Annotated in this window: 19 protein-coding genes and 1 other RNA gene; 11 read left to right on the plus strand and 9 right to left on the minus strand. The window is 45.0% G+C overall.

Translation table 11 applies throughout. From position 1 onward, the window contains the following. Positions 1–19: 19 nt before the first annotated feature. From serA to zapA, 5 genes are all read right to left on the minus strand, one after another. Positions 20–1,249 carry a phosphoglycerate dehydrogenase gene (serA, locus tag ACTRWI_RS13910; protein WP_499132197.1) on the minus strand — a complete coding sequence of 410 codons (1,230 nt, stop codon included), beginning with the start codon at positions 1,247–1,249 and terminating at the stop codon, positions 20–22. A gap of 260 nt (positions 1,250–1,509) precedes the next feature. Then, positions 1,510–2,166 (minus strand): ribose-5-phosphate isomerase RpiA, encoded by a 657-nt coding sequence (gene rpiA / locus ACTRWI_RS13915; protein WP_499132199.1) that lies wholly within the window; start codon positions 2,164–2,166, stop codon positions 1,510–1,512. Positions 2,167–2,267: 101 nt separating this feature from the next. Further along, complete coding sequence (locus tag ACTRWI_RS13920; protein WP_499132201.1) at positions 2,268–2,867, minus strand: 5-formyltetrahydrofolate cyclo-ligase; 600 nt, start codon at positions 2,865–2,867, stop codon at positions 2,268–2,270. 6 nt (positions 2,868–2,873) lie between these two features. Next, positions 2,874–3,057: non-coding RNA, 6S RNA (ssrS, locus tag ACTRWI_RS13925), on the minus strand. A gap of 11 nt (positions 3,058–3,068) precedes the next feature. Then, positions 3,069–3,377: a cell division protein ZapA gene (gene zapA / locus ACTRWI_RS13930; RefSeq protein ID WP_004739010.1), complete on the minus strand. Its 309-nt coding sequence runs from the start codon at positions 3,375–3,377 to the stop codon at positions 3,069–3,071. Positions 3,378–3,684: 307 nt separating this feature from the next. Between zapA and ACTRWI_RS13935 the strand changes: the two genes are divergently transcribed. From ACTRWI_RS13935 to ACTRWI_RS13945, 3 genes are read left to right on the plus strand one after another with little or no spacing between them, the layout of a single operon-like run. Beyond that, positions 3,685–4,260, plus strand: coding sequence for a YecA/YgfB family protein (locus tag ACTRWI_RS13935; RefSeq protein ID WP_499132203.1), 576 nt, complete (start codon positions 3,685–3,687; stop codon positions 4,258–4,260). A gap of 20 nt (positions 4,261–4,280) precedes the next feature. After that, positions 4,281–5,462 (plus strand): 2-octaprenyl-6-methoxyphenyl hydroxylase, encoded by a 1,182-nt coding sequence (ubiH, locus tag ACTRWI_RS13940; RefSeq protein WP_499132204.1) that lies wholly within the window; start codon positions 4,281–4,283, stop codon positions 5,460–5,462. Between the two features lie 12 nt (positions 5,463–5,474). Then, the gene (locus ACTRWI_RS13945) at positions 5,475–6,698 is read left to right on the plus strand and encodes an FAD-dependent 2-octaprenylphenol hydroxylase (RefSeq protein WP_499132205.1); all 1,224 of its coding nucleotides are present in this window, start codon (positions 5,475–5,477) and stop codon (positions 6,696–6,698) included. 108 nt (positions 6,699–6,806) lie between these two features. On the opposite strand, the gene ACTRWI_RS13950 is transcribed toward ACTRWI_RS13945, so the two are convergent. From ACTRWI_RS13950 to ygfZ, 3 genes are all read right to left on the minus strand, one after another. Next, complete coding sequence (locus ACTRWI_RS13950; RefSeq protein WP_004739018.1) at positions 6,807–7,013, minus strand: DUF1107 domain-containing protein; 207 nt, start codon at positions 7,011–7,013, stop codon at positions 6,807–6,809. Positions 7,014–7,554: 541 nt separating this feature from the next. Beyond that, complete coding sequence (locus tag ACTRWI_RS13955) at positions 7,555–8,055, minus strand: aminoacyl-tRNA deacylase (protein WP_499132207.1); 501 nt, start codon at positions 8,053–8,055, stop codon at positions 7,555–7,557. Continuing rightward, on the minus strand, positions 8,042–9,013 hold the full coding sequence (ygfZ, locus tag ACTRWI_RS13960) for a tRNA-modifying protein YgfZ (RefSeq protein WP_499132209.1): 972 nt from the start codon (positions 9,011–9,013) through the stop codon (positions 8,042–8,044). The genes ACTRWI_RS13955 and ygfZ overlap by 14 nt, the downstream gene beginning before the upstream one ends. 167 nt (positions 9,014–9,180) lie before the next feature. Between ygfZ and ACTRWI_RS13965 the strand changes: the two genes are divergently transcribed. Beyond that, complete coding sequence (locus tag ACTRWI_RS13965) at positions 9,181–9,441, plus strand: FAD assembly factor SdhE (RefSeq protein WP_004735374.1); 261 nt, start codon at positions 9,181–9,183, stop codon at positions 9,439–9,441. Next, a complete protein-coding gene (locus tag ACTRWI_RS13970) occupies positions 9,374–9,817 on the plus strand; it encodes a protein YgfX (RefSeq protein ID WP_499132212.1) in 444 nt (147 codons plus the stop codon). The genes ACTRWI_RS13965 and ACTRWI_RS13970 overlap by 68 nt, the downstream gene beginning before the upstream one ends. Positions 9,818–9,905: 88 nt before the next feature. On the opposite strand, the gene nadB is transcribed toward ACTRWI_RS13970, so the two are convergent. Then, positions 9,906–11,522: an L-aspartate oxidase gene (gene nadB, locus ACTRWI_RS13975; RefSeq protein WP_499132213.1), complete on the minus strand. Its 1,617-nt coding sequence runs from the start codon at positions 11,520–11,522 to the stop codon at positions 9,906–9,908. A 388-nt stretch (positions 11,523–11,910) separates the two neighbouring features. On the opposite strand from nadB, the gene rpoE reads away from it, so the two are divergent. From rpoE to lepB, 6 genes are all read left to right on the plus strand, one after another. Continuing rightward, the gene (gene rpoE / locus ACTRWI_RS13980; protein ID WP_004739025.1) at positions 11,911–12,489 is read left to right on the plus strand and encodes an RNA polymerase sigma factor RpoE; all 579 of its coding nucleotides are present in this window, start codon (positions 11,911–11,913) and stop codon (positions 12,487–12,489) included. A gap of 26 nt (positions 12,490–12,515) precedes the next feature. Further along, positions 12,516–13,139 (plus strand): RseA family anti-sigma factor, encoded by a 624-nt coding sequence (locus ACTRWI_RS13985; RefSeq protein ID WP_004739026.1) that lies wholly within the window; start codon positions 12,516–12,518, stop codon positions 13,137–13,139. Further along, positions 13,136–14,098: a sigma-E factor regulatory protein RseB gene (rseB, locus tag ACTRWI_RS13990; RefSeq protein WP_499132215.1), complete on the plus strand. Its 963-nt coding sequence runs from the start codon at positions 13,136–13,138 to the stop codon at positions 14,096–14,098. The genes ACTRWI_RS13985 and rseB overlap by 4 nt, the downstream gene beginning before the upstream one ends. Next, a complete protein-coding gene (locus ACTRWI_RS13995; protein WP_499132217.1) occupies positions 14,095–14,565 on the plus strand; it encodes a SoxR reducing system RseC family protein in 471 nt (156 codons plus the stop codon). Before rseB ends, ACTRWI_RS13995 begins: the two co-directional genes overlap by 4 nt. 132 nt (positions 14,566–14,697) lie before the next feature. Next, entirely contained in the window at positions 14,698–16,491 is a 1,794-nt protein-coding gene (lepA, locus tag ACTRWI_RS14000) for a translation elongation factor 4 (protein WP_004739031.1), read from the plus strand. A 97-nt stretch (positions 16,492–16,588) separates the two neighbouring features. Then, a complete protein-coding gene (gene lepB, locus ACTRWI_RS14005) occupies positions 16,589–17,485 on the plus strand; it encodes a signal peptidase I (protein ID WP_499132219.1) in 897 nt (298 codons plus the stop codon). Positions 17,486–17,498: the final 13 nt, after the last annotated feature.

The raw sequence follows: 17,498 nt of genomic DNA on the forward strand, positions 1-17,498 counted from the left end.
CTAATATCAAATTCGGTGATCAGTGAAGTAGACGAGCACGGATAGTGCCTTCGATCTCTTTCAGTTTCGATAAGGCTTCTTCAGAGCGGTCTGCCTCAACATCGATCACTACGTAACCCATATCAGCGGCAGTCTGTAGGTACTGACCTGCGATGTTGATGCCTTCTTCAGCGAATATGGTGTTGATCTGAGTTAGGATGCCTGGACGATTCTTGTGAATGTGCAATAGGCGAGATGTGCCTGTATGCAATGGTAGTGATACCTCTGGGAAGTTAACACTCGATAGCGTTGAACCGTTATCAGAGTATTTCGCCAGTTTACCTGCCACTTCTACACCGATGTTCTCTTGAGCTTCTTGAGTAGAACCACCTACGTGCGGAGTTAGAATCACGTTATCGAACTGCATCAATGGTGACTCAAATGGGTCAGCATTGGTTTTTGGTTCAGTTGGGAATACGTCAATCGCCGCACCACCTAAGTGACCTGAATCAAGCGCACCGCACAGTGCAGGGATATCTACCACAGTACCACGCGCAGCGTTGATAAAGATTGCGCCCGGCTTCATACGATCGAACTCTTCTTTACCCATCATGTTCTTGGTTTCGTTTGTCTCTGGAACATGCAGTGAGATCACGTCACACTTGTTCAATAGTTCAGTCATGGTGTGAACTTGCGTTGCGTTACCCAGTGAAAGCTTGTTTTCAATATCGTAAAAGTAAACACGCATACCTAGGTTTTCAGCAATAATACCCAGCTGAGTACCAATGTGACCGTAACCGATAATACCTAAACGTTTACCACGAGCTTCGTAAGAGTTGTCTGCACTCTTTTTCCAGATGCCACGGTGAGCAAGAGCGTTCTTTTCTGGGATGCCACGTAGCAGCAATAGAACCTGACCAAGTACCAGCTCAGCAACGCTTCGCGTGTTTGAGAATGGTGCGTTGAAGACAGGTACACCACGTTTTGCAGCCGCTTCGAGGTTTACTTGGTTAGTACCGATACAGAAACAGCCGATAGCAACCAATTTTTCAGCAGTATCTATCACTTCTTGGGAAAGGTTTGTGCGAGAACGAATTCCGATGAAGTGAGCATCTTTAACTGCTTCAAGTAGTTCATCTTCAGGTAATGAGCCTTTATGATACTCAATATTTGTGTAACCAGCGGCTTGAAGTACTTCTATTGAAGAAGGGTGAAGACCTTCTAGAAGTAGAATTTTTATTTTTTCTTTTTCCAGTGAAACTTTGGCCATTGTTCTCGTCCTTAAAATGGAAAGGTTGGGCAAATGCGGCGCACGTGCTACAAAATGGCTGAAAGGGGAGCAAATTCACCACTTTGTTAGGAGACAAACGTTTTCCCTGTGCGTCTTCTGAACAATAAAGTAACAAAAAAAAAATGTTTTGGGTAAGAAAATTACGGAATAAGACATAATTTTACAGGTACAAAGCAAAAAAACGGCGCCCTTGGGCACCGTATGTAATGAAGTAACAGAAAAACTCAATCTTCTATTATTTATTCTTCGATTTTTGCACCTTCAGGTGTACCTGTAATAACCACATCTGCGCCACGGTGTGCGAATAGGCCAACCGTTACCACACCAGCGATACCATTGATGATATCTTCTAGTTGTTTCGGAATTTCAATCGACATGCCGTAAACATCTAGGATCACGTTACCGTTATCCGTTGTACAACCTTCACGGTAAACCGGGTCACCACCAAGCTTAACGAGCTCACGCGCAACGTATGAACGTGCCATTGGGATAACTTCTACCGGGAGAGGGAATTTACCGAGTACATCAACAGCTTTCGTGCCATCAACAATACATACAAATTTATCAGAGATAGCCGCTACGATTTTTTCACGAGTTAGAGCTGCACCGCCGCCCTTGATCATATCGCGAGTTGGGTTGATCTCGTCTGCGCCATCAACATAGATGTCTAACTTAGCAACATCATTACACTCATACACTTTGATCTCTAGCTCTTCTAGGCGTTGCGTTGAAGCAACAGAGCTTGAAACTGCACCTTTGATTTTGTCTTTCATTGTGCCCAGTGCGTCGATGAAGTGATTTACTGTAGAGCCAGTACCAACACCTACAATGCTGCCTTCTTCAACATATTCAAGTGCTGCCCAACCAGCTGCTTTTTTCATTTCATCTTGAGTCATGCCATTCTCCTGAATAAGATCTTGCGCTTTGAATTAGTCTTTCGCGTATTAAGTTAACGTTTGAGTATCGAGGTTAACGTTTGCGGCGCGATTATAGCGCTTTAACGGTTGTTTTCCCATTGCCAAGTTTTACTTGGAGTCACGATTTTAGGTAAAGGAACATCCCACTCTTCAATTGGTAGAGTATCGACTTGTTGGCAATCGTGAGCCAGACCAATTGGGGTCGCTCCTTGTCCTGTCTCGAACCATTTCGCCAGAGTACGATCGTAATAGCCACCGCCCATACCTAACCGATGACCATGAGAGTCAAAACCAACCAGCGGGGTAAGAATCAGGTCGAGTTGATGACAAGGCTTTACCAAAATTTGATTAAGCTTTGGTTCAACGATACCGTATTTATTTAATACCGTTGGGGTCGTCGGAGAGTAGTGCAAAAACAGTAGGTGCCCGTCAGAAAAAGGGTGCAATACAGGTAAATAGGTCTGCTTACCTTGTGCCCACAACCACTCGATTAAAGGTTGGGTATCAAGTTCACCGTCGATAGAGATATAAAGTGCGATATGTTGGGCTGATTGAATGTCATCAAGTTGAGCGCACTGCTTAACTAGGTCTATGCCGGATTGAGTTTGTTGTCCACTAGATAGGGAGTTGCGTTTGATGCGGATCTGTTTGCGAAATTCGCTGCGTGTTAGCGTCTTCATAAGAAGGGATACCCCAAAGTGCCGTTGAGAATAGATGGCCCTTGAACCAGCGAGTTCAAGGCGGATCAGCAATGATTACCGTAGGCTTCTCGGTCGGGCCGAGCATGCTCAATAGCACTCAAGTACTAATCCTTAGGGATTGCTTATCGGCTCGGGGACGTGAATCCTCTGACAAACACTCCAGGGTAAATTTTGTGTACGCTATTGCTGTCCGTGTTTAACCTTACTGAGAACATCTGAAAGCGATGTTGTGAGCTGTTCCATTCGCTCGGTCAGTGCGTTTTGTTCGTCATTTGCTTCAAACTTCTTAGTTTGTAATTCATAGCAAATGTTCAGAGCTGCGATAGTTAGCAGCTTCACTTCATTGGTTACCTTAGTACGTTCAGCCATCTCTTTCAATCGATTATCAAGATCGGCCGCCGCTGCAATCAATGACTCCTCTTGCCCTGCTGGACAATTTACTCGAGTCAGCTTTCCTAATATTTCAACGTCTACCGCTTGATTACTCATGATGGATGAACTCTTTAACGCGCTATTTTAAGGCTGTTGCTCTTTGTTATTTTCTCTAAACAAAAAGTGCAAGTACCGATGAGGAAGCAATCTCCTCTGAGGGAGAAACTATAGGTAAACCGCTATTAAGATTCAAGCTTTTCAGAGTGACTGTTTGTAAATGAGAGCTTGAGCACACAGTAATTCAGCAAATTGAACAATTGGTAGTCAGTCACCCTTCAATTGCTTGGGATCGATGCTTACCAGAATTGAGGTGAAGTGGTACGATTATACTATCGATATAAAGAATAACTGAGCGAGCTATCTGATGAGCGAAACAACTTTACCTGACTACCTAGCGGTTGCGACTGAACTTCAATCGGCAAGCCTAGCCGTAACCCCTGCTGAGATGCATGGCTTATTAACGGGTATGTTAAGCGGAGGCTTAAGCCTAGCAGATAAGAGCTGGCAACCTCTTATCTTCGATTACACCAACGAAGGTATGGGTTGGCCGGATCGCGCATTAACGTTAGCGGAAGCGACATTGAAAGTAACCACTAGTGAGATCACTGGTTCAGGTATGGAATTGTCTATGCTACTGCCTGATGAAGACGCAAGTGCGAGCCTATTTGATTTAGCTGACGGTGTGTCTGATTGGATCAACCACTTTATCTCTGGTTTAGGACTCGTTGGCGCTCAGTTAAATAAGGCGTCGGAAGGCACTAAAGAAGCGCTGGCTGATCTTGAAGAGATGGCAAAGTTAGGCATTGATGAAGATGATGATCTGGAAGAGCAAGCGCAACTTCTAGAGCACGTTATTGAGCACGTAAAAGCTTGTGCATTAACCATTCATGCTGAATTTGGTGCACGCCCATCTGAAGATGTAGCTCCAACTATTCACTAATCGTTTGCCAGTTTGAGGTTATGATGGCTCAGTATGATGTTGTAATTGCTGGTGGTGCGATGGCAGGGGCGACTTTGGCGCTTGCCTTGAATCACCTAAGCCAAAGTTCGCTATCTATTGCGGTAGTGGAACCTTATCAGGTTGATCATCAAGCTCATCCTGGGTTTGATTCTCGTTCTATTGCTTTGTCTTATGGCACAGTGCAGATCCTTGATTCATTGCAGTTATGGCAATTGATCGCTCCAGTAGCAACCCCGATTAAAGATATTCATGTCTCGGATCGTGGGCATACAGGAATGACTGATATCTACAGCGAAGATCTTGCGGTTGATGCGCTGGGTTATGTGGTCGAGTTGGCGGATGTCGGTCGAATCTATCAGCAAAAGCTGGAGTCTGAATCGAGCATCACGATGTTGTGCCCTGACTCAGTAGCGAAAATTGAGCGTAGTGATTTACTGACGACCATTGACCTTAATAGCGGGCAAACCATTACGACTAAGTTATTGGTTGCTGCTGACGGAGCGATTTCTACCTGCTGCCAACAACTGAATATTTCGTTGAGCGAGCATGACTTTGAGCAAGTGGCTGTTATTGCCAACATTGTTGCGATCGAGCCGCATCAAGGTCGTGCCTTTGAGCGTTTTACCCATCATGGGCCAGTTGCTTTATTGCCGATGACGGGCAACCGCCTATCGTTGGTGTGGTGCTTGCCGCCAGAGCAAGCTGATAAAGTGATGGCTTTAAACGACAACCAGTTCCTTGAACAGCTGCAGAATGATTTTGGTTGGCGACTAGGTCGTTTAGAGAAGGTGGGTAAGCGTGCGAGCTACCCTCTGATTCTTCGTCATCGTCAACAAAATATTTCTCATCGATTTGCGATTGTCGGTAACGCCGCTCAAACACTTCATCCGATCGCGGGTCAAGGCTTTAACCTTGGTATTCGTGATGTGGCTTCTTTAGCCGAAGAGTTGTGTACTCAGTTGGATGATGTTGGTCGATACACTGGTCTTGTTAACTTTAAAAAACGTAGAGAACAGGACAGAAGGGCGACGATTACACTGACATCGAGCCTTGTACATCTATTCTCAAATGACTTTTTAACTGCTCGTATCGGGCGCAACCTTGGGTTAGCTGTTATGGATAACCTTCCACCACTTAAAGGTCCACTTTTGCGTCATACGCTTGGCCTAGTAGAAAGATAAGGTAGATAAATAATGATGCAAAGTGTTGATATCGCAATTGTTGGTGGAGGCATGGTTGGCTTAGTCCTTGCCGCGGCTTTGAAAGACAGTGATATGAGAGTAGCTGTAATTGAAAGCAAGGTACCAAGCGAAGGGCTTAATGAACTGCCTGACGAGCGTGTTTCTGCATTGAGCCGTTCCAGTGAAGTGATTTTGCGTAATCTAGGTGCGTGGCAGGGAATTGAGCAAAGACGTGCTGCCCCTTATCAAGCGATGGAAGTGTGGGAACAAGATAGCTTCGCTCGTATTGAATTTGACTCAACGCGTTTAGCGCAGCCTAATTTAGGCCATATAGTTGAGAACCGTGTGATTCAATTGGCGTTGCTTGAGCAGGTTAAAAAGCAAGAAAACGTCAGTCTATACATGCCAGCAACGTGCAAAACAATGGCAATTGGTGAAAGTGAAGCATGGCTGACTTTAGACAATGGTCAAGCGCTAACGGCTAAGCTTGTCGTTGGCGCAGATGGTGCTAATTCTTGGGTTCGCAAGCAGCAAGATATCCCTCTAACACATTGGGACTACGGACATAGTGCAATTGTTGCGAACGTTAAAACGGCAGAACCGCACCATAGTGTGGCTCGTCAAATATTTACGCCACAGGGGCCGTTGGCATTCTTACCAATGCAGCCGAGCAATATGAGTTCTATCGTCTGGTCTACTGAGCCAAATCGTGCTGAGAAGCTCGTATCTATGTCGAATACGGAGTTTAATAAACAGCTAACGGCTGAGTTCGACTCTAAACTAGGCTTGTGTGAAGTGGTTGGCGAGCGTTTTGCATTCCCGCTGCGCATGCGATATGCGAGAGACTTCGCAGTAGAGCGTGTGGTTTTGGTAGGGGATGCCGCGCATACCATTCACCCTCTTGCAGGGCAGGGCGTTAACCTTGGCTTGTTAGATGGTGCCAGCCTAGCACAAGAGCTGTTAAAGCTCTGGGCTGCGGGTGAGGACATCGGCACCAAACGTAACTTACGTGGTTATGAGCGCTGGAGAAAAGCAGAAGCCGCGAAGATGATTGCATCGATGCAGGGCTTTAAAGATCTGTTTGAAGGCGATAACCCAGCGAAGAAGCTGATTCGTGGCATCGGTATGAAACTCGCAGGCTATATACCTGGTGCGAAAGATGAAATCATGAAACGAGCTTTAGGTCTTGCGGGTAACCTTCCTGATTTAGCGAAGCCCCCTGTGATTCAGCGATAGTGACTTTGTTTTTAATGTTTCGTACCAGTGTTTCGTTCGAATCATTGGTACGAAAAAAGGGCTGGCGTTAGCCAACCCTTTTTGTTTTGAATTCTCTAGATAATTTGATTATGCGTAAGCACAGCGTAGCTTCATAATTTCACTATTTATTTCTTTTACTGTTTCAAAGTGGCGTTTCTCGGCTCGGTCTGGCAGCACTAACTTGCCGTTATCGAACTCAAATTTCCCTACGCCGTAAATGTAGATTCGTCCTTTGAAAAGTCGACTTACATGTTTAGCAATCATACTCGGTGTATAGCGCTTAAACAGTCTCATTTTAAATTATCCTTATATTTACCTAGCCTGCATATTATAGAAAAACTCCGAGATAATAATTGTGATAAGCATGGAGTAATATGCAGTAGAGTTGACGTTAATTAGATATTTGTGCTGTTCTAAGCACTTTCTACAGTAAATATCTATTTTTACGTGAGCTCCTCCCCAAAATAATACTGAGTAAAGAACTGCCGTGAACTTTCCTGTTCGGTATTAAGCAGCTTAAATGTGACAAATATAAGAATAGGCGGAATTTTTTTGTTTGTGTAATCAAATTGTAAAATTAAGACAAAAAAAAGCCCGTCTAAAACGGGCGAATAGTCACAGATGCATTACACAAAAGTGGATACTGATGTTACTCAGTGGATTCACTTGTACTGATTTGCCTGAGGGCTAGTCAGTAAATTCACAATAACGCAGATTTTTACCCTTGACTACTTATGCTTTAATTTTGATTAAATATTTAACTTTAATCTAGTTATCTTATGACGAGCTTCACACTAAATATGTATCCGGTGAAAACTAGAAAAAGAGTTTGCGATCAATCACTGTGTTGATCCGAGCATCGACTGATCTCAGCGATGATCGGCGCACATAGCGTCATGAGATCATTGGGATCCAGAGCGATACCTGCCATTCGATCTCCAGAGCTGATGGTCACCGTTGAATTGTTCTGGATCGAAGGATCAAAGATGATCGGCATGTGCCTCTTTAATGCAAGCGGGCCAACACAACCGGCCTTAAAGCCAGTAATAGACTCTACATCGCTTAACGAGACACAGGTCATGCGGCGGCAATTTAGAATTGAACGCACTTTCTTCGGATCGACTGAGCGATCACCCGCCGTGCAGGCTAGCGCGTATTGATTGCCCATGTCTTTGAGCAGAATACATTTCACCATTTGAGATGGGGCGATGCCTCGTTCTTGCGCGGTTTCTTCGATGCTGGTAGTTGGCTTGCTTTGCAGCAGCAGGCGATAGTTTACCTGCTGCTGATCGAGCCATTGTGTAATTACTGTTTCCACGTAATTACTCGTCGTCAAGGCTGTAAGGAAGTGGCAGGATATTCCAGATTTGATCAGGTTGTGCTGTCAAACGCAGCTGAACATCGTTATCTAAGTTGTTCGGTAGTACCATTAGGCCAATCGCTTGGTTGTCAGCAAATTGATATACGTTGATCAGTTGACCCGCTCCACGCCAGTTTTCACCAACGCTGCGCTCTAGCTCAATAGGGCTTTCTAGTGTTAGCACTTCCGCTGTTGGGCCTGAAACAATGCGCATTTCACGTTTGTTCATGCCACGGTATTTAGCGCGAGCCACTGTTTCTTGACCTGTGTAACAACCCTTGGTAAAGCTGATTCCACCTATCGCTTGTAGGTTTAGTGCCTGAGGGATGTGCTCATTTTGCTCTGCTTTACTCAGGTTAGGCTGAGCATCGATAATTTCATGATACTGCCATAGCGCCTCTGAAACTTTCTCCGCAGAGCTTTCAGTCACCAACGCTTCTGCAGCTTGTTCTGTAACAAGCAGGGCCCAGCGGTTGTCTGCAACTTGAACGGCTGTACCGCCTGAAATCGCACGAACTTTACCTTGGCTCTCTGCGATAGAGTCGATGTACTGATCCGCAGCAGCGCCCATGACACCGATAACCACATCGCTGGTTTGCACAATATCGACTTTAGAGAATACTGCGTATTTTTTGATTTCTACGAGCTCAACTTCAATCGCAGACTTAGGCTGCATAAGTGCGTAACCACCGTTGTGGTGGAATAGACGGAAGATACTCCATACCTTTCCTTTTGCATCGCAGTGGGCGCCTAATGTGGATTCATCATTAGGAAGAGTTACAACGTTGCACGTTACTTGGCCTTGTAAGTACGATTTTTTGTCATCGCCTACCATGGTAATTGCACTCCAGTCGGAAACATGTGTCATCATCAGTTCTGGAAGCGAATCGCTTTGCGTATGGGCATGCGGCTGAAAGGTGTTTTTCCAATCCATTTTATCTTTCCTAAGAATTTTATTTGGCTCTATGTTAATCCTGTTCTGTTTCTTTGTCAGCTTAGGTTTTTTTGTGAGCGGAGATAGGGACTGTGACCCATATAGTAGTTGCAGAGCGTATGACTTGTTACACTCCAAGAAAGAAAAATTATAGGTGAGGATAGCCAATGTACACTGCAGAGCAGAAAGCACGAATTAAATGGGGTTGCCGTCGCGGCATGTTAGAACTTGATGTAGTCATCATGCCATTTTTCGAAGAGTGTTTTGATTCATTGCAAGAGCAGGAACAGCGCGAGTTTGTTTCTTTACTAGAGTGTGATGATCCAGATCTGTTTACGTGGGTGATGGGCCACGGCCGTAGTGAAAACCTGGGTCACGCATCAATGGTTGATAAAATTGTCGCACACAACCTCAGCAAGGTTCGTTAAGCTCCAGCTTAACCCTTCGTATTTCGCATTATTAACAAAAGGCACTGTTTTCGGGTGCCTTTTGTTTTTTATCGTTGTCTCTTCTATTCCGCTGGCAGTCAGCCTTTATTGTCTGTATTTAACCTTCTATCTGTTTAGTACTAATCACATGCTTATCACCAGCGCTCAAGGGTGTCTTGATTATAAGGATGATGGTGAAGTGCGTTTGAATGGCAATACATACAGTTTAAAGTCGGTCGATCAGGTTTGGGCACAATTCTTCGTAAAATTACAATTTGAATGTGGTCACTCGGTACTGCTATGGCGAGACAGTTGCCAAGAGCAAGAATATCGGCACTTTTTGGCGAATTTACAACGAATGCGTTCGCTAAGCTAAAGTAATCGACAAGTCGTGAGTTAAAAGAAAAGGGAGCACTAGGCTCCCTTTCGTTTGATTACTTTTCGTGAGTGACGAATGCGCCAAGTTACGATTGACGTTTCTCTGGTGTCAGAATCGTTGGGCCACTGTCTTCAGCCAGCTCTGGGTAATCCAATGTGTAGTGGAGGCCGCGGCTCTCTTTGCGTTGCATTGCACAGCGAACCATTAGCTCTGCGACTTGAAGTAGGTTACGCAGCTCTAAAAGGTTGTTCGACACCTTAAAGTTGCTGTAATACTCGTGAGTTTCTTGCTGCAACATCTGAATACGACGCATTGCACGCTCAAGACGCTTGTCTGTGCGTACGATACCCATGTAATCCCACATGAATAGACGAAGTTCATGCCAGTTGTGCTGGATAATAACTTCTTCATCACTGTTTGTTACTTGGCTTTCATCCCATGCTGGAAGCTCCGCACACAATTGAGATTGTTCAATGTTCTCAACGATGTGTTTTGCTGCCGACCACGCGTAAACCACACATTCTAGTAGTGAGTTTGATGCCATACGGTTCGCACCGTGAAGACCGGTATAGCTCACTTCACCAATCGCGTAGAGGTTTTGAAGATCCGTTTGGCCATCTTTATTGACCATCACACCACCACAGGTGTAGTGCGCAGCTGGTACAATCGGGATCGGCTCTTTGGTCATATCGATACCCAAGTCCATCAAACGTGTGTGGATCATTGGGAAGTGTGCAGTGATGAACTCTTCAGGCTTGTGGCTGATGTCGACGTACATGCAGTCTGCACCTAATCGCTTCATTTCGAAGTCGATTGCGCGAGCAACCACATCACGAGGTGCTAATTCACCACGCTCATCGAAGTCTTTCATGAAGCGTGTACCATCCGGGCGACGCAGATAAGCGCCTTCGCCACGAAGTGCTTCCGTTAGTAGGAAGTTGCGTGCTTCTGGGTGAAATAAGCAAGTCGGGTGGAATTGGTTGAACTCTAGGTTTGCTACACGACAACCTGCACGCCAAGCGATAGCAATGCCATCACCAGAAGAGACATCTGGGTTAGAAGTGTATTGGTACACTTTTGATGCGCCGCCAGTAGCAAGCACAACAAATTTAGCACGTACGGTTTCTACGTGTTCTTGGTTGCGGTTCCAGATGTAGGCACCGATTACCTTGTCTTTCGAGCCACCAACTTTATCTTCAGTGATCAAGTCCAGCGCATTGTGACGCTCGAAGATCTCGATATTCGGGTGATTCTTGACGTTATCTTGCAGTGAGGTTTGCATCGCCATGCCAGTTGCATCGGCAGCGTGCAGGATTCTGCGGTGGCTGTGTCCACCTTCACGAGTTAGGTGATACTTAGGTTGGCCATCAGTGCTGTTCTTATCTTTATCAAATGGAACACCGCCATCAATCAGCCATTGCACACACTCTTTCGCATTTTCAGCAATGAATTGAACTGTATCTTCTTCACATAACCCAGCCCCGGCAATTTGAGTATCTTCAACGTGAGACTCAATACTGTCCGACTCATCGAACACCGCAGCGATACCGCCTTGTGCGTAATACGTCGATCCTTCGCTGCGTGGTCCTTTGCTTAATACAATTACTTTTGCATGTTCTGCTACGCGTAAGGCTAATGACAAACCTGCCGCACCACTTCCTACCACTAATACATCACATTGATGTTCACGGTTTGCGTTCATAAACTTATTAAATCCCGGGCTATAGTCGAGTTGTCTACTCTCAATTGACTTTGTCTTGTTTTAGGAGTTGCGGTAAGACTGTTATAATCTCCTACAAGTCGTCCTAAAACGCCATGCAAAATCAAGATATAGACAGCTATCTAGAAATATTTAATTGCTCAATACCATTGCTTTTGCTCTAGTTTCCCCAATTTGATAGGGATAGCTATTTTTATTACATCACATTGTGAAACAATAATGGCAAATAATTTTAAGAAAGTTGGAACTTTCGGTATTTGGCTTAGTCACAATAGTGCTCTTGTAGACGGTGGTGTCAATACTACATTTCGCATAATTAATACCCATATCTGCGAAGGTGAGGGTTATAACAATAGGAGTACCCGCTCGAATGAACGAGCAGCTAACCGATCAAGTGTTGATTGAGCGAGTTCAGAGTGGAGATAAGCAAGCATTTAACTTACTAGTGGTTAAGTATCAAAACAAAGTTTGTAACCTTATCTCTCGATACGTGAATAATTCCGGTGATGTACCTGATGTAGCACAAGAAGCTTTTATCAAAGCTTATCGCGCGATACCTAATTTTCGTGGCGAGAGTGCCTTCTATACATGGTTGTACCGAATTGCCGTGAACACTGCAAAGAATCATATCGTTGCCCAGGGACGTAGACCGCCCGCAACGGATGTAGATGCAGAAGATGCTGAATATTACGAAACAGGCAGCGCGTTAAAAGAAATATCGAACCCTGAGAACTTAACGCTGTCAAAAGAATTGAAACAAGTCGTTTTTGGAGCGATTGAAGCGCTGCCAGAAGACTTAAAAACTGCAATGACGCTGCGTGAGCTTGAAGGTTTGAGCTACGAAGAGATTGCAGAAGTAATGGATTGCCCTGTAGGAACCGTACGTTCGCGTATCTTCCGAGCTCGTGAAGCGGTGGAAAAGAAAATTAAACCTCTTTTGCAACGCTAGAACTTGTAATAATTATGGTGAAAATAATGGCTGATAAAGAAAAGCTTTCGGCACTCATGGATGGTGAAACGATCGATAAAGCTCTCATTGTAGATCTAGAATCTGATCAAGAAAGCATGAATACCTGGCAGAGTTACCACTTAATTGGTGACGTTATGCGTGGGGATGCGCCAGAAACTAAAAATTGGAACATTGCGGATAGTGTGGCTGCAGCGCTTGAAGATGAGCCTGCACACAGTGCAATGCCAAACCTGCACCAAGTTAATGTTGAACCTACTGTTGCTCCAATTGAAGAGCAACCAAAACCTCAACAAGCGAAGCGACAGCTTCCTGCGTGGTTACAACAGTTTGGACAAGTTGCTGTAGCAGCGTGTGTTTCTTTAGCGGTTGTATTAGGTGTTCAACAATATGGTGGCAGCGACCCTGCGGCACCAGAACAGCTACCTGTACTACAGACGATTCCATTTGCGGGATCCGCTGAGCCAGTAAGCTTAACCCGCGAGTCGGTAGAGAGACCTGCATCTGAAGCAAACTTGCAAGAGCAGCGTAAACGCGTTCATGCAATGCTAGAAGATTATGAGCTACAACTAAGATTAAACAGTGATGCGTCGCCTATGGAAGATGCACATCTAGAATCGGACATTGAATGAAGAAAATCCTGGTCAGTGCACTGACACTGTTCAGCTTGATGTCTCCAACAGCCTTTGCAGAGGTAACAACTGCAAAGGCCTTGTTGCATCAAATGAACGAGGCCAGTCAGCATCTAAATTACGAACTCTCTTACATACTGATCAAGAAGAGCAGTATAGAACCTCTTGTTTATCGCCATGCGGTTAACGACGACCAACAACTCGCACACCTTGTTTACCTGAGTGGCCCCGTTCGTGAAGTGATTCGTCGCGGTAACGAAGTGAGCTATATCGAGCCGGGCACAGAGCCTTTCACTATCCAGTCAGGCAGCATGGTTGCGCCTGTTATTCCGATGATTAATCGAGATATCGAATCCCTGAATCAGTACTACGACTTTGTAAAAGTTGGGCGCTCTCGTGAAGCGGGCAGCACTACTCAAGTGTTACGCGTAGTGCCAAAAGATGGCCTTCGTTATTCTTACGTGGTTTGGGTAGACGAGAAAACCAGTCTTCCTTTACGTGCCGACCTATTAGACCGTGATGGTGAAATACTGGAACAGTACCGAACTGTCTCTTATGTCGTGAACGATAAAATAGCTGAAGCTATGGGTGGCTTAAACCAAGCGCAACTGCCTAAGGTTTTATCATTACCTGAAGGTTTGGTGAGTGAGACCGACTGGCAAGCTTCATGGGTGCCAGAAGGGTTTAAGTCAAAAGAATTGAGCCGTTACCAGATGGCTGCGACCGATAAAATGGTTGAGAGTCAGCTTTTCAGCGATGGATTATTTAGCTTTTCTGTATATATCGCGGACAAAGACGAACACTCATTGAAAGGCCAGTTGGTCCGTCAAGGGCGCAGAACCTTGCACAGCTTAGTGATTGGTGACAGAGAAGTGTCTGTCGTAGGGGATATCCCGCCAGCCACTGCCAAGCGTATCGCTCAATCTGTTACTTTCAATAATCAGGTGTCAGCGCAATGATGACCGCGCTGGCTACCGTTAGCTCAGTTGAACAAAAAGGTAAGCAATACTTTGTTCAACTGAGCTGCGAACAACAAACCAGTTGCAGCAGCTGCTCTTCACAAAAAAGCTGCGGTACTGGTATTGTCACCAAAGCGGTTGGCAACAAATCCGTGTTTTGGCAATTAAAAACCAAAAGCCTTGTGAAAGCGGGTCAGATTGTAGAAATCGGCTTTCCTGAAAAAAGCTTACTTCAGTCTGCGGCTATTGTTTACCTCATCCCACTTTTCATGTTGATGATTGGTGCTGGCATTGGACAACTCTTGTTACAACCCTTACGTCAAGGGGGCGAGGGGATTGTTATACTGAGCGCAGCCCTATTTACAGCTGGTGGTATTGCTTTAGCGAAGCGACTCGCTAAACCGATGGAAGACAAATCCAAGCAAGAAGTCGTATTGATTCGAATCCTCGGTGAGCCGCTCGTCTAATTTATGATGCGTCTTGCTGTTAAATTGGGTAGAATCTGCCAACTTGATTGAAATGCCGCCACCGTTAGCTATTTTTAAATAGTTTTGCGGCTTTCTTACCGTCCTAATTTAAAGAGTTTGTCACAGCAAATTATGAAGCACATTCGTAACTTTTCGATTATCGCCCACATCGACCATGGTAAGTCGACCCTATCTGACCGTCTAATCCAAGTTTGTGGAGGATTAAGCGATCGTGAAATGGCTGCACAAGTCCTTGATTCGATGGATCTTGAGCGTGAACGTGGCATCACCATCAAATCTCAGAGTGTGACACTAAACTACACCGCAAAAGATGGTGAAACTTACCAACTTAACTTCATCGATACTCCGGGACACGTTGACTTCGCATACGAAGTATCACGTTCTCTTGCGGCTTGTGAAGGCGCACTATTGGTTGTCGATGCTGGTCAAGGTGTAGAAGCTCAGACTCTAGCAAACTGTTATACAGCGATCGAAATGGATCTGGAAGTTGTGCCAATCCTAAACAAGATTGACCTTCCAGCTGCTGATCCAGAGCGCGTATCTGAAGAGATCGAAGAGATCGTAGGTATCGACGCGATGGAAGCAACGCGTTGTTCTGCAAAAACAGGTATCGGTGTAGACGATGTTCTAGAAAACATTGTTTCAGCAATTCCTGCTCCAGAAGGCGATCCTGAAGCGCCACTACAAGCGCTAATCATCGACTCTTGGTTCGATAACTACCTTGGTGTTGTTTCTCTTGTTCGTATCAAGAACGGTTCTCTGAAGAAGAACGACAAGATCAAAGTAATGAGCACCGGCCAAGTTTGGGGTGTAGACCGTTTAGGTATCTTCACGCCTAAGCAAATCGATACTACTGAGCTAAACACTGGTGAAGTAGGTTGGGTTGTTTGTGGTATCAAAGACATCCTAGGTGCACCGGTTGGTGATACGCTAACACTGGCTAAAAACGGCTGTGAAAAAGCGCTACCTGGCTTTAAGAAAGTAAAACCACAGGTATACGCGGGTCTGTTCCCAGTATCATCTGATGATTACGAAAACTTCCGTGATGCACTAGGTAAACTAAGCCTGAACGATGCTTCTCTTTTCTACGAACCAGAGAACTCTGCAGCACTTGGTTTCGGTTTCCGTTGTGGTTTCTTGGGTATGCTTCACATGGAGATCATCCAAGAACGTCTAGAGCGTGAATACGACCTAGACCTAATCACAACTGCACCAACCGTAGTATACGAAGTTGAAAAAACAGACGGCACTCAACTGTATGTTGATAGCCCAGCTAAGCTGCCTGCTATCAATGATATCAACGAGATTCGTGAGCCGATTGCACGCTGTAATATCTTAGTACCTTCTGACTACTTAGGTAACGTAATCACACTGTGTGTTGAGAAGCGTGGTGTTCAGGTTGATATGATTTATCACGGTAACCAAGTAGCGGTTGTATACGATATTCCAATGGCTGAAGTAGTACTGGACTTCTTCGACCGTCTGAAATCAACGTCTCGTGGTTACGCATCACTGGATTACAACTTCCAACGTTTTGAAGCATCAAACATGGTTCGTGTAGACGTACTTCTAAACGGTGACACGGTTGATGCACTTGCGATGATTACACACAAAGATCAATCGCAAACTCGTGGTCGTCAGCTGGTAGAGAAGATGAAAGAGTTCATTCCTCGTCAAATGTTTGATATCGCGATTCAAGCGGCTATCGGTAACCACATCATCGCTCGTTCTACAGTTAAGCAACTGCGTAAGAACGTAATCGCGAAATGTTACGGTGGTGACGTGAGTCGTAAGAAGAAGCTTCTGAAGAAACAGAAAGAAGGTAAGAAGCGTATGAAGCAGATCGGTAACGTAGAGCTGCCTCAAGAAGCATTCTTAGCAATTCTTCACGTTGGCAAAGACTAGGCTTATCCAACGATAAACGAATAATTGAAAGTGAAAGGGTAGCTCGCTATTCTTTCACTTTCGTTATTTTTAAAGAAATGAAATTTAAGGGATATCAATGGCTAACAAATTTTCGCTCTTTTTAGTGCTCTTAACTCTAGTGACCGGCATTGTATGGGCATTGGAAAAGTTTGTGTGGGCGAAGAAACGCCAGCAGAAGCTTGCTGATGTGGAAGCACAAACCAATGGCCTAGACGCTGAAACCAGCGCAAAAGTTACGGCTCAGCCTTGGTGGGTTGAGAACAGTGTGTCCATTTTCCCGGTAATTGCATTTGTTTTGATCTTGCGTTCATTTATTTATGAACCGTTTCAAATCCCATCTGGTTCGATGATGCCTACGCTTTTGGTTGGTGATTTCATCTTGGTAGAGAAGTACGCTTACGGTCTTAAAGACCCAGTATGGCGCGCTCAATTAGTTGAAACTGGCAAGCCAGAACGTGGTGACGTTATGGTATTCAAGTATCCACCAACCCCAAGCATCGATTACATCAAGCGTGTTGTCGGTTTGCCAGGTGATACTATTCGTTACAGCAGTCGTAAAGAAATCTGTATCCAAGCGAAAGGTACAAGTAGCTGTAAACCTGTGAAACTAAGTCACGTAGAAGAGAGCCAATTTATTCAAGACGGTGTGCCTCTGATTCAGCTGAATGAACAGCTTGGAGACGTAGAGCACCAAATCTTAGTTAACCCACTGCGTCGTGATCGTGTGCATGCATATCAACCTCGCAACGGTGTTAACGAATGGGTTGTTCCAGCAGGCCATTACTTTGTGATGGGGGATAACCGTGACAATAGTTCTGATAGCCGTTACTGGGGCTTCGTCCCTGAAGCAAACCTTGTTGGTAAGGCCGTTGCTATTTGGATCAGTTTCGAATTCGAACGTGGTTCCGACAGTGTACTTCCAACATGGATTCCTACTGGTGTGCGTTTTAATCGCATCGGTGGGATTCATTAATCGATCAATTAAC

This window comes from Pseudoalteromonas sp. G5_S1_14_S5, assembly GCF_054968605.1.

Bases quoted from the DNA above. Each gene is read 5' to 3' on its own strand.
- serA (WP_499132197.1), bottom strand. From the start codon at position 1,249: ATGGCCAAAGTTTCACTGGAAAAAGAAAAAATAAAAATTCTACTTCTA.
- rpiA (WP_499132199.1), bottom strand. From the start codon at position 2,166: ATGACTCAAGATGAAATGAAAAAAGCAGCTGGTTGGGCAGCACTTGAA.
- ACTRWI_RS13920 (WP_499132201.1), bottom strand. From the start codon at position 2,867: ATGAAGACGCTAACACGCAGCGAATTTCGCAAACAGATCCGCATCAAA.
- zapA (WP_004739010.1), bottom strand. From the start codon at position 3,377: ATGAGTAATCAAGCGGTAGACGTTGAAATATTAGGAAAGCTGACTCGA.
- ACTRWI_RS13935 (WP_499132203.1), top strand. From the start codon at position 3,685: ATGAGCGAAACAACTTTACCTGACTACCTAGCGGTTGCGACTGAACTT.
- ubiH (WP_499132204.1), top strand. From the start codon at position 4,281: ATGATGGCTCAGTATGATGTTGTAATTGCTGGTGGTGCGATGGCAGGG.
- ACTRWI_RS13945 (WP_499132205.1), top strand. From the start codon at position 5,475: ATGATGCAAAGTGTTGATATCGCAATTGTTGGTGGAGGCATGGTTGGC.
- ACTRWI_RS13950 (WP_004739018.1), bottom strand. From the start codon at position 7,013: ATGAGACTGTTTAAGCGCTATACACCGAGTATGATTGCTAAACATGTA.
- ygfZ (WP_499132209.1), bottom strand. From the start codon at position 9,013: ATGGATTGGAAAAACACCTTTCAGCCGCATGCCCATACGCAAAGCGAT.
- ACTRWI_RS13965 (WP_004735374.1), top strand. From the start codon at position 9,181: ATGTACACTGCAGAGCAGAAAGCACGAATTAAATGGGGTTGCCGTCGC.
- nadB (WP_499132213.1), bottom strand. From the start codon at position 11,522: ATGAACGCAAACCGTGAACATCAATGTGATGTATTAGTGGTAGGAAGT.
- rpoE (WP_004739025.1), top strand. From the start codon at position 11,911: ATGAACGAGCAGCTAACCGATCAAGTGTTGATTGAGCGAGTTCAGAGT.
- ACTRWI_RS13985 (WP_004739026.1), top strand. From the start codon at position 12,516: ATGGCTGATAAAGAAAAGCTTTCGGCACTCATGGATGGTGAAACGATC.
- rseB (WP_499132215.1), top strand. From the start codon at position 13,136: ATGAAGAAAATCCTGGTCAGTGCACTGACACTGTTCAGCTTGATGTCT.
- ACTRWI_RS13995 (WP_499132217.1), top strand. From the start codon at position 14,095: ATGATGACCGCGCTGGCTACCGTTAGCTCAGTTGAACAAAAAGGTAAG.
- lepA (WP_004739031.1), top strand. From the start codon at position 14,698: ATGAAGCACATTCGTAACTTTTCGATTATCGCCCACATCGACCATGGT.
- lepB (WP_499132219.1), top strand. From the start codon at position 16,589: ATGGCTAACAAATTTTCGCTCTTTTTAGTGCTCTTAACTCTAGTGACC.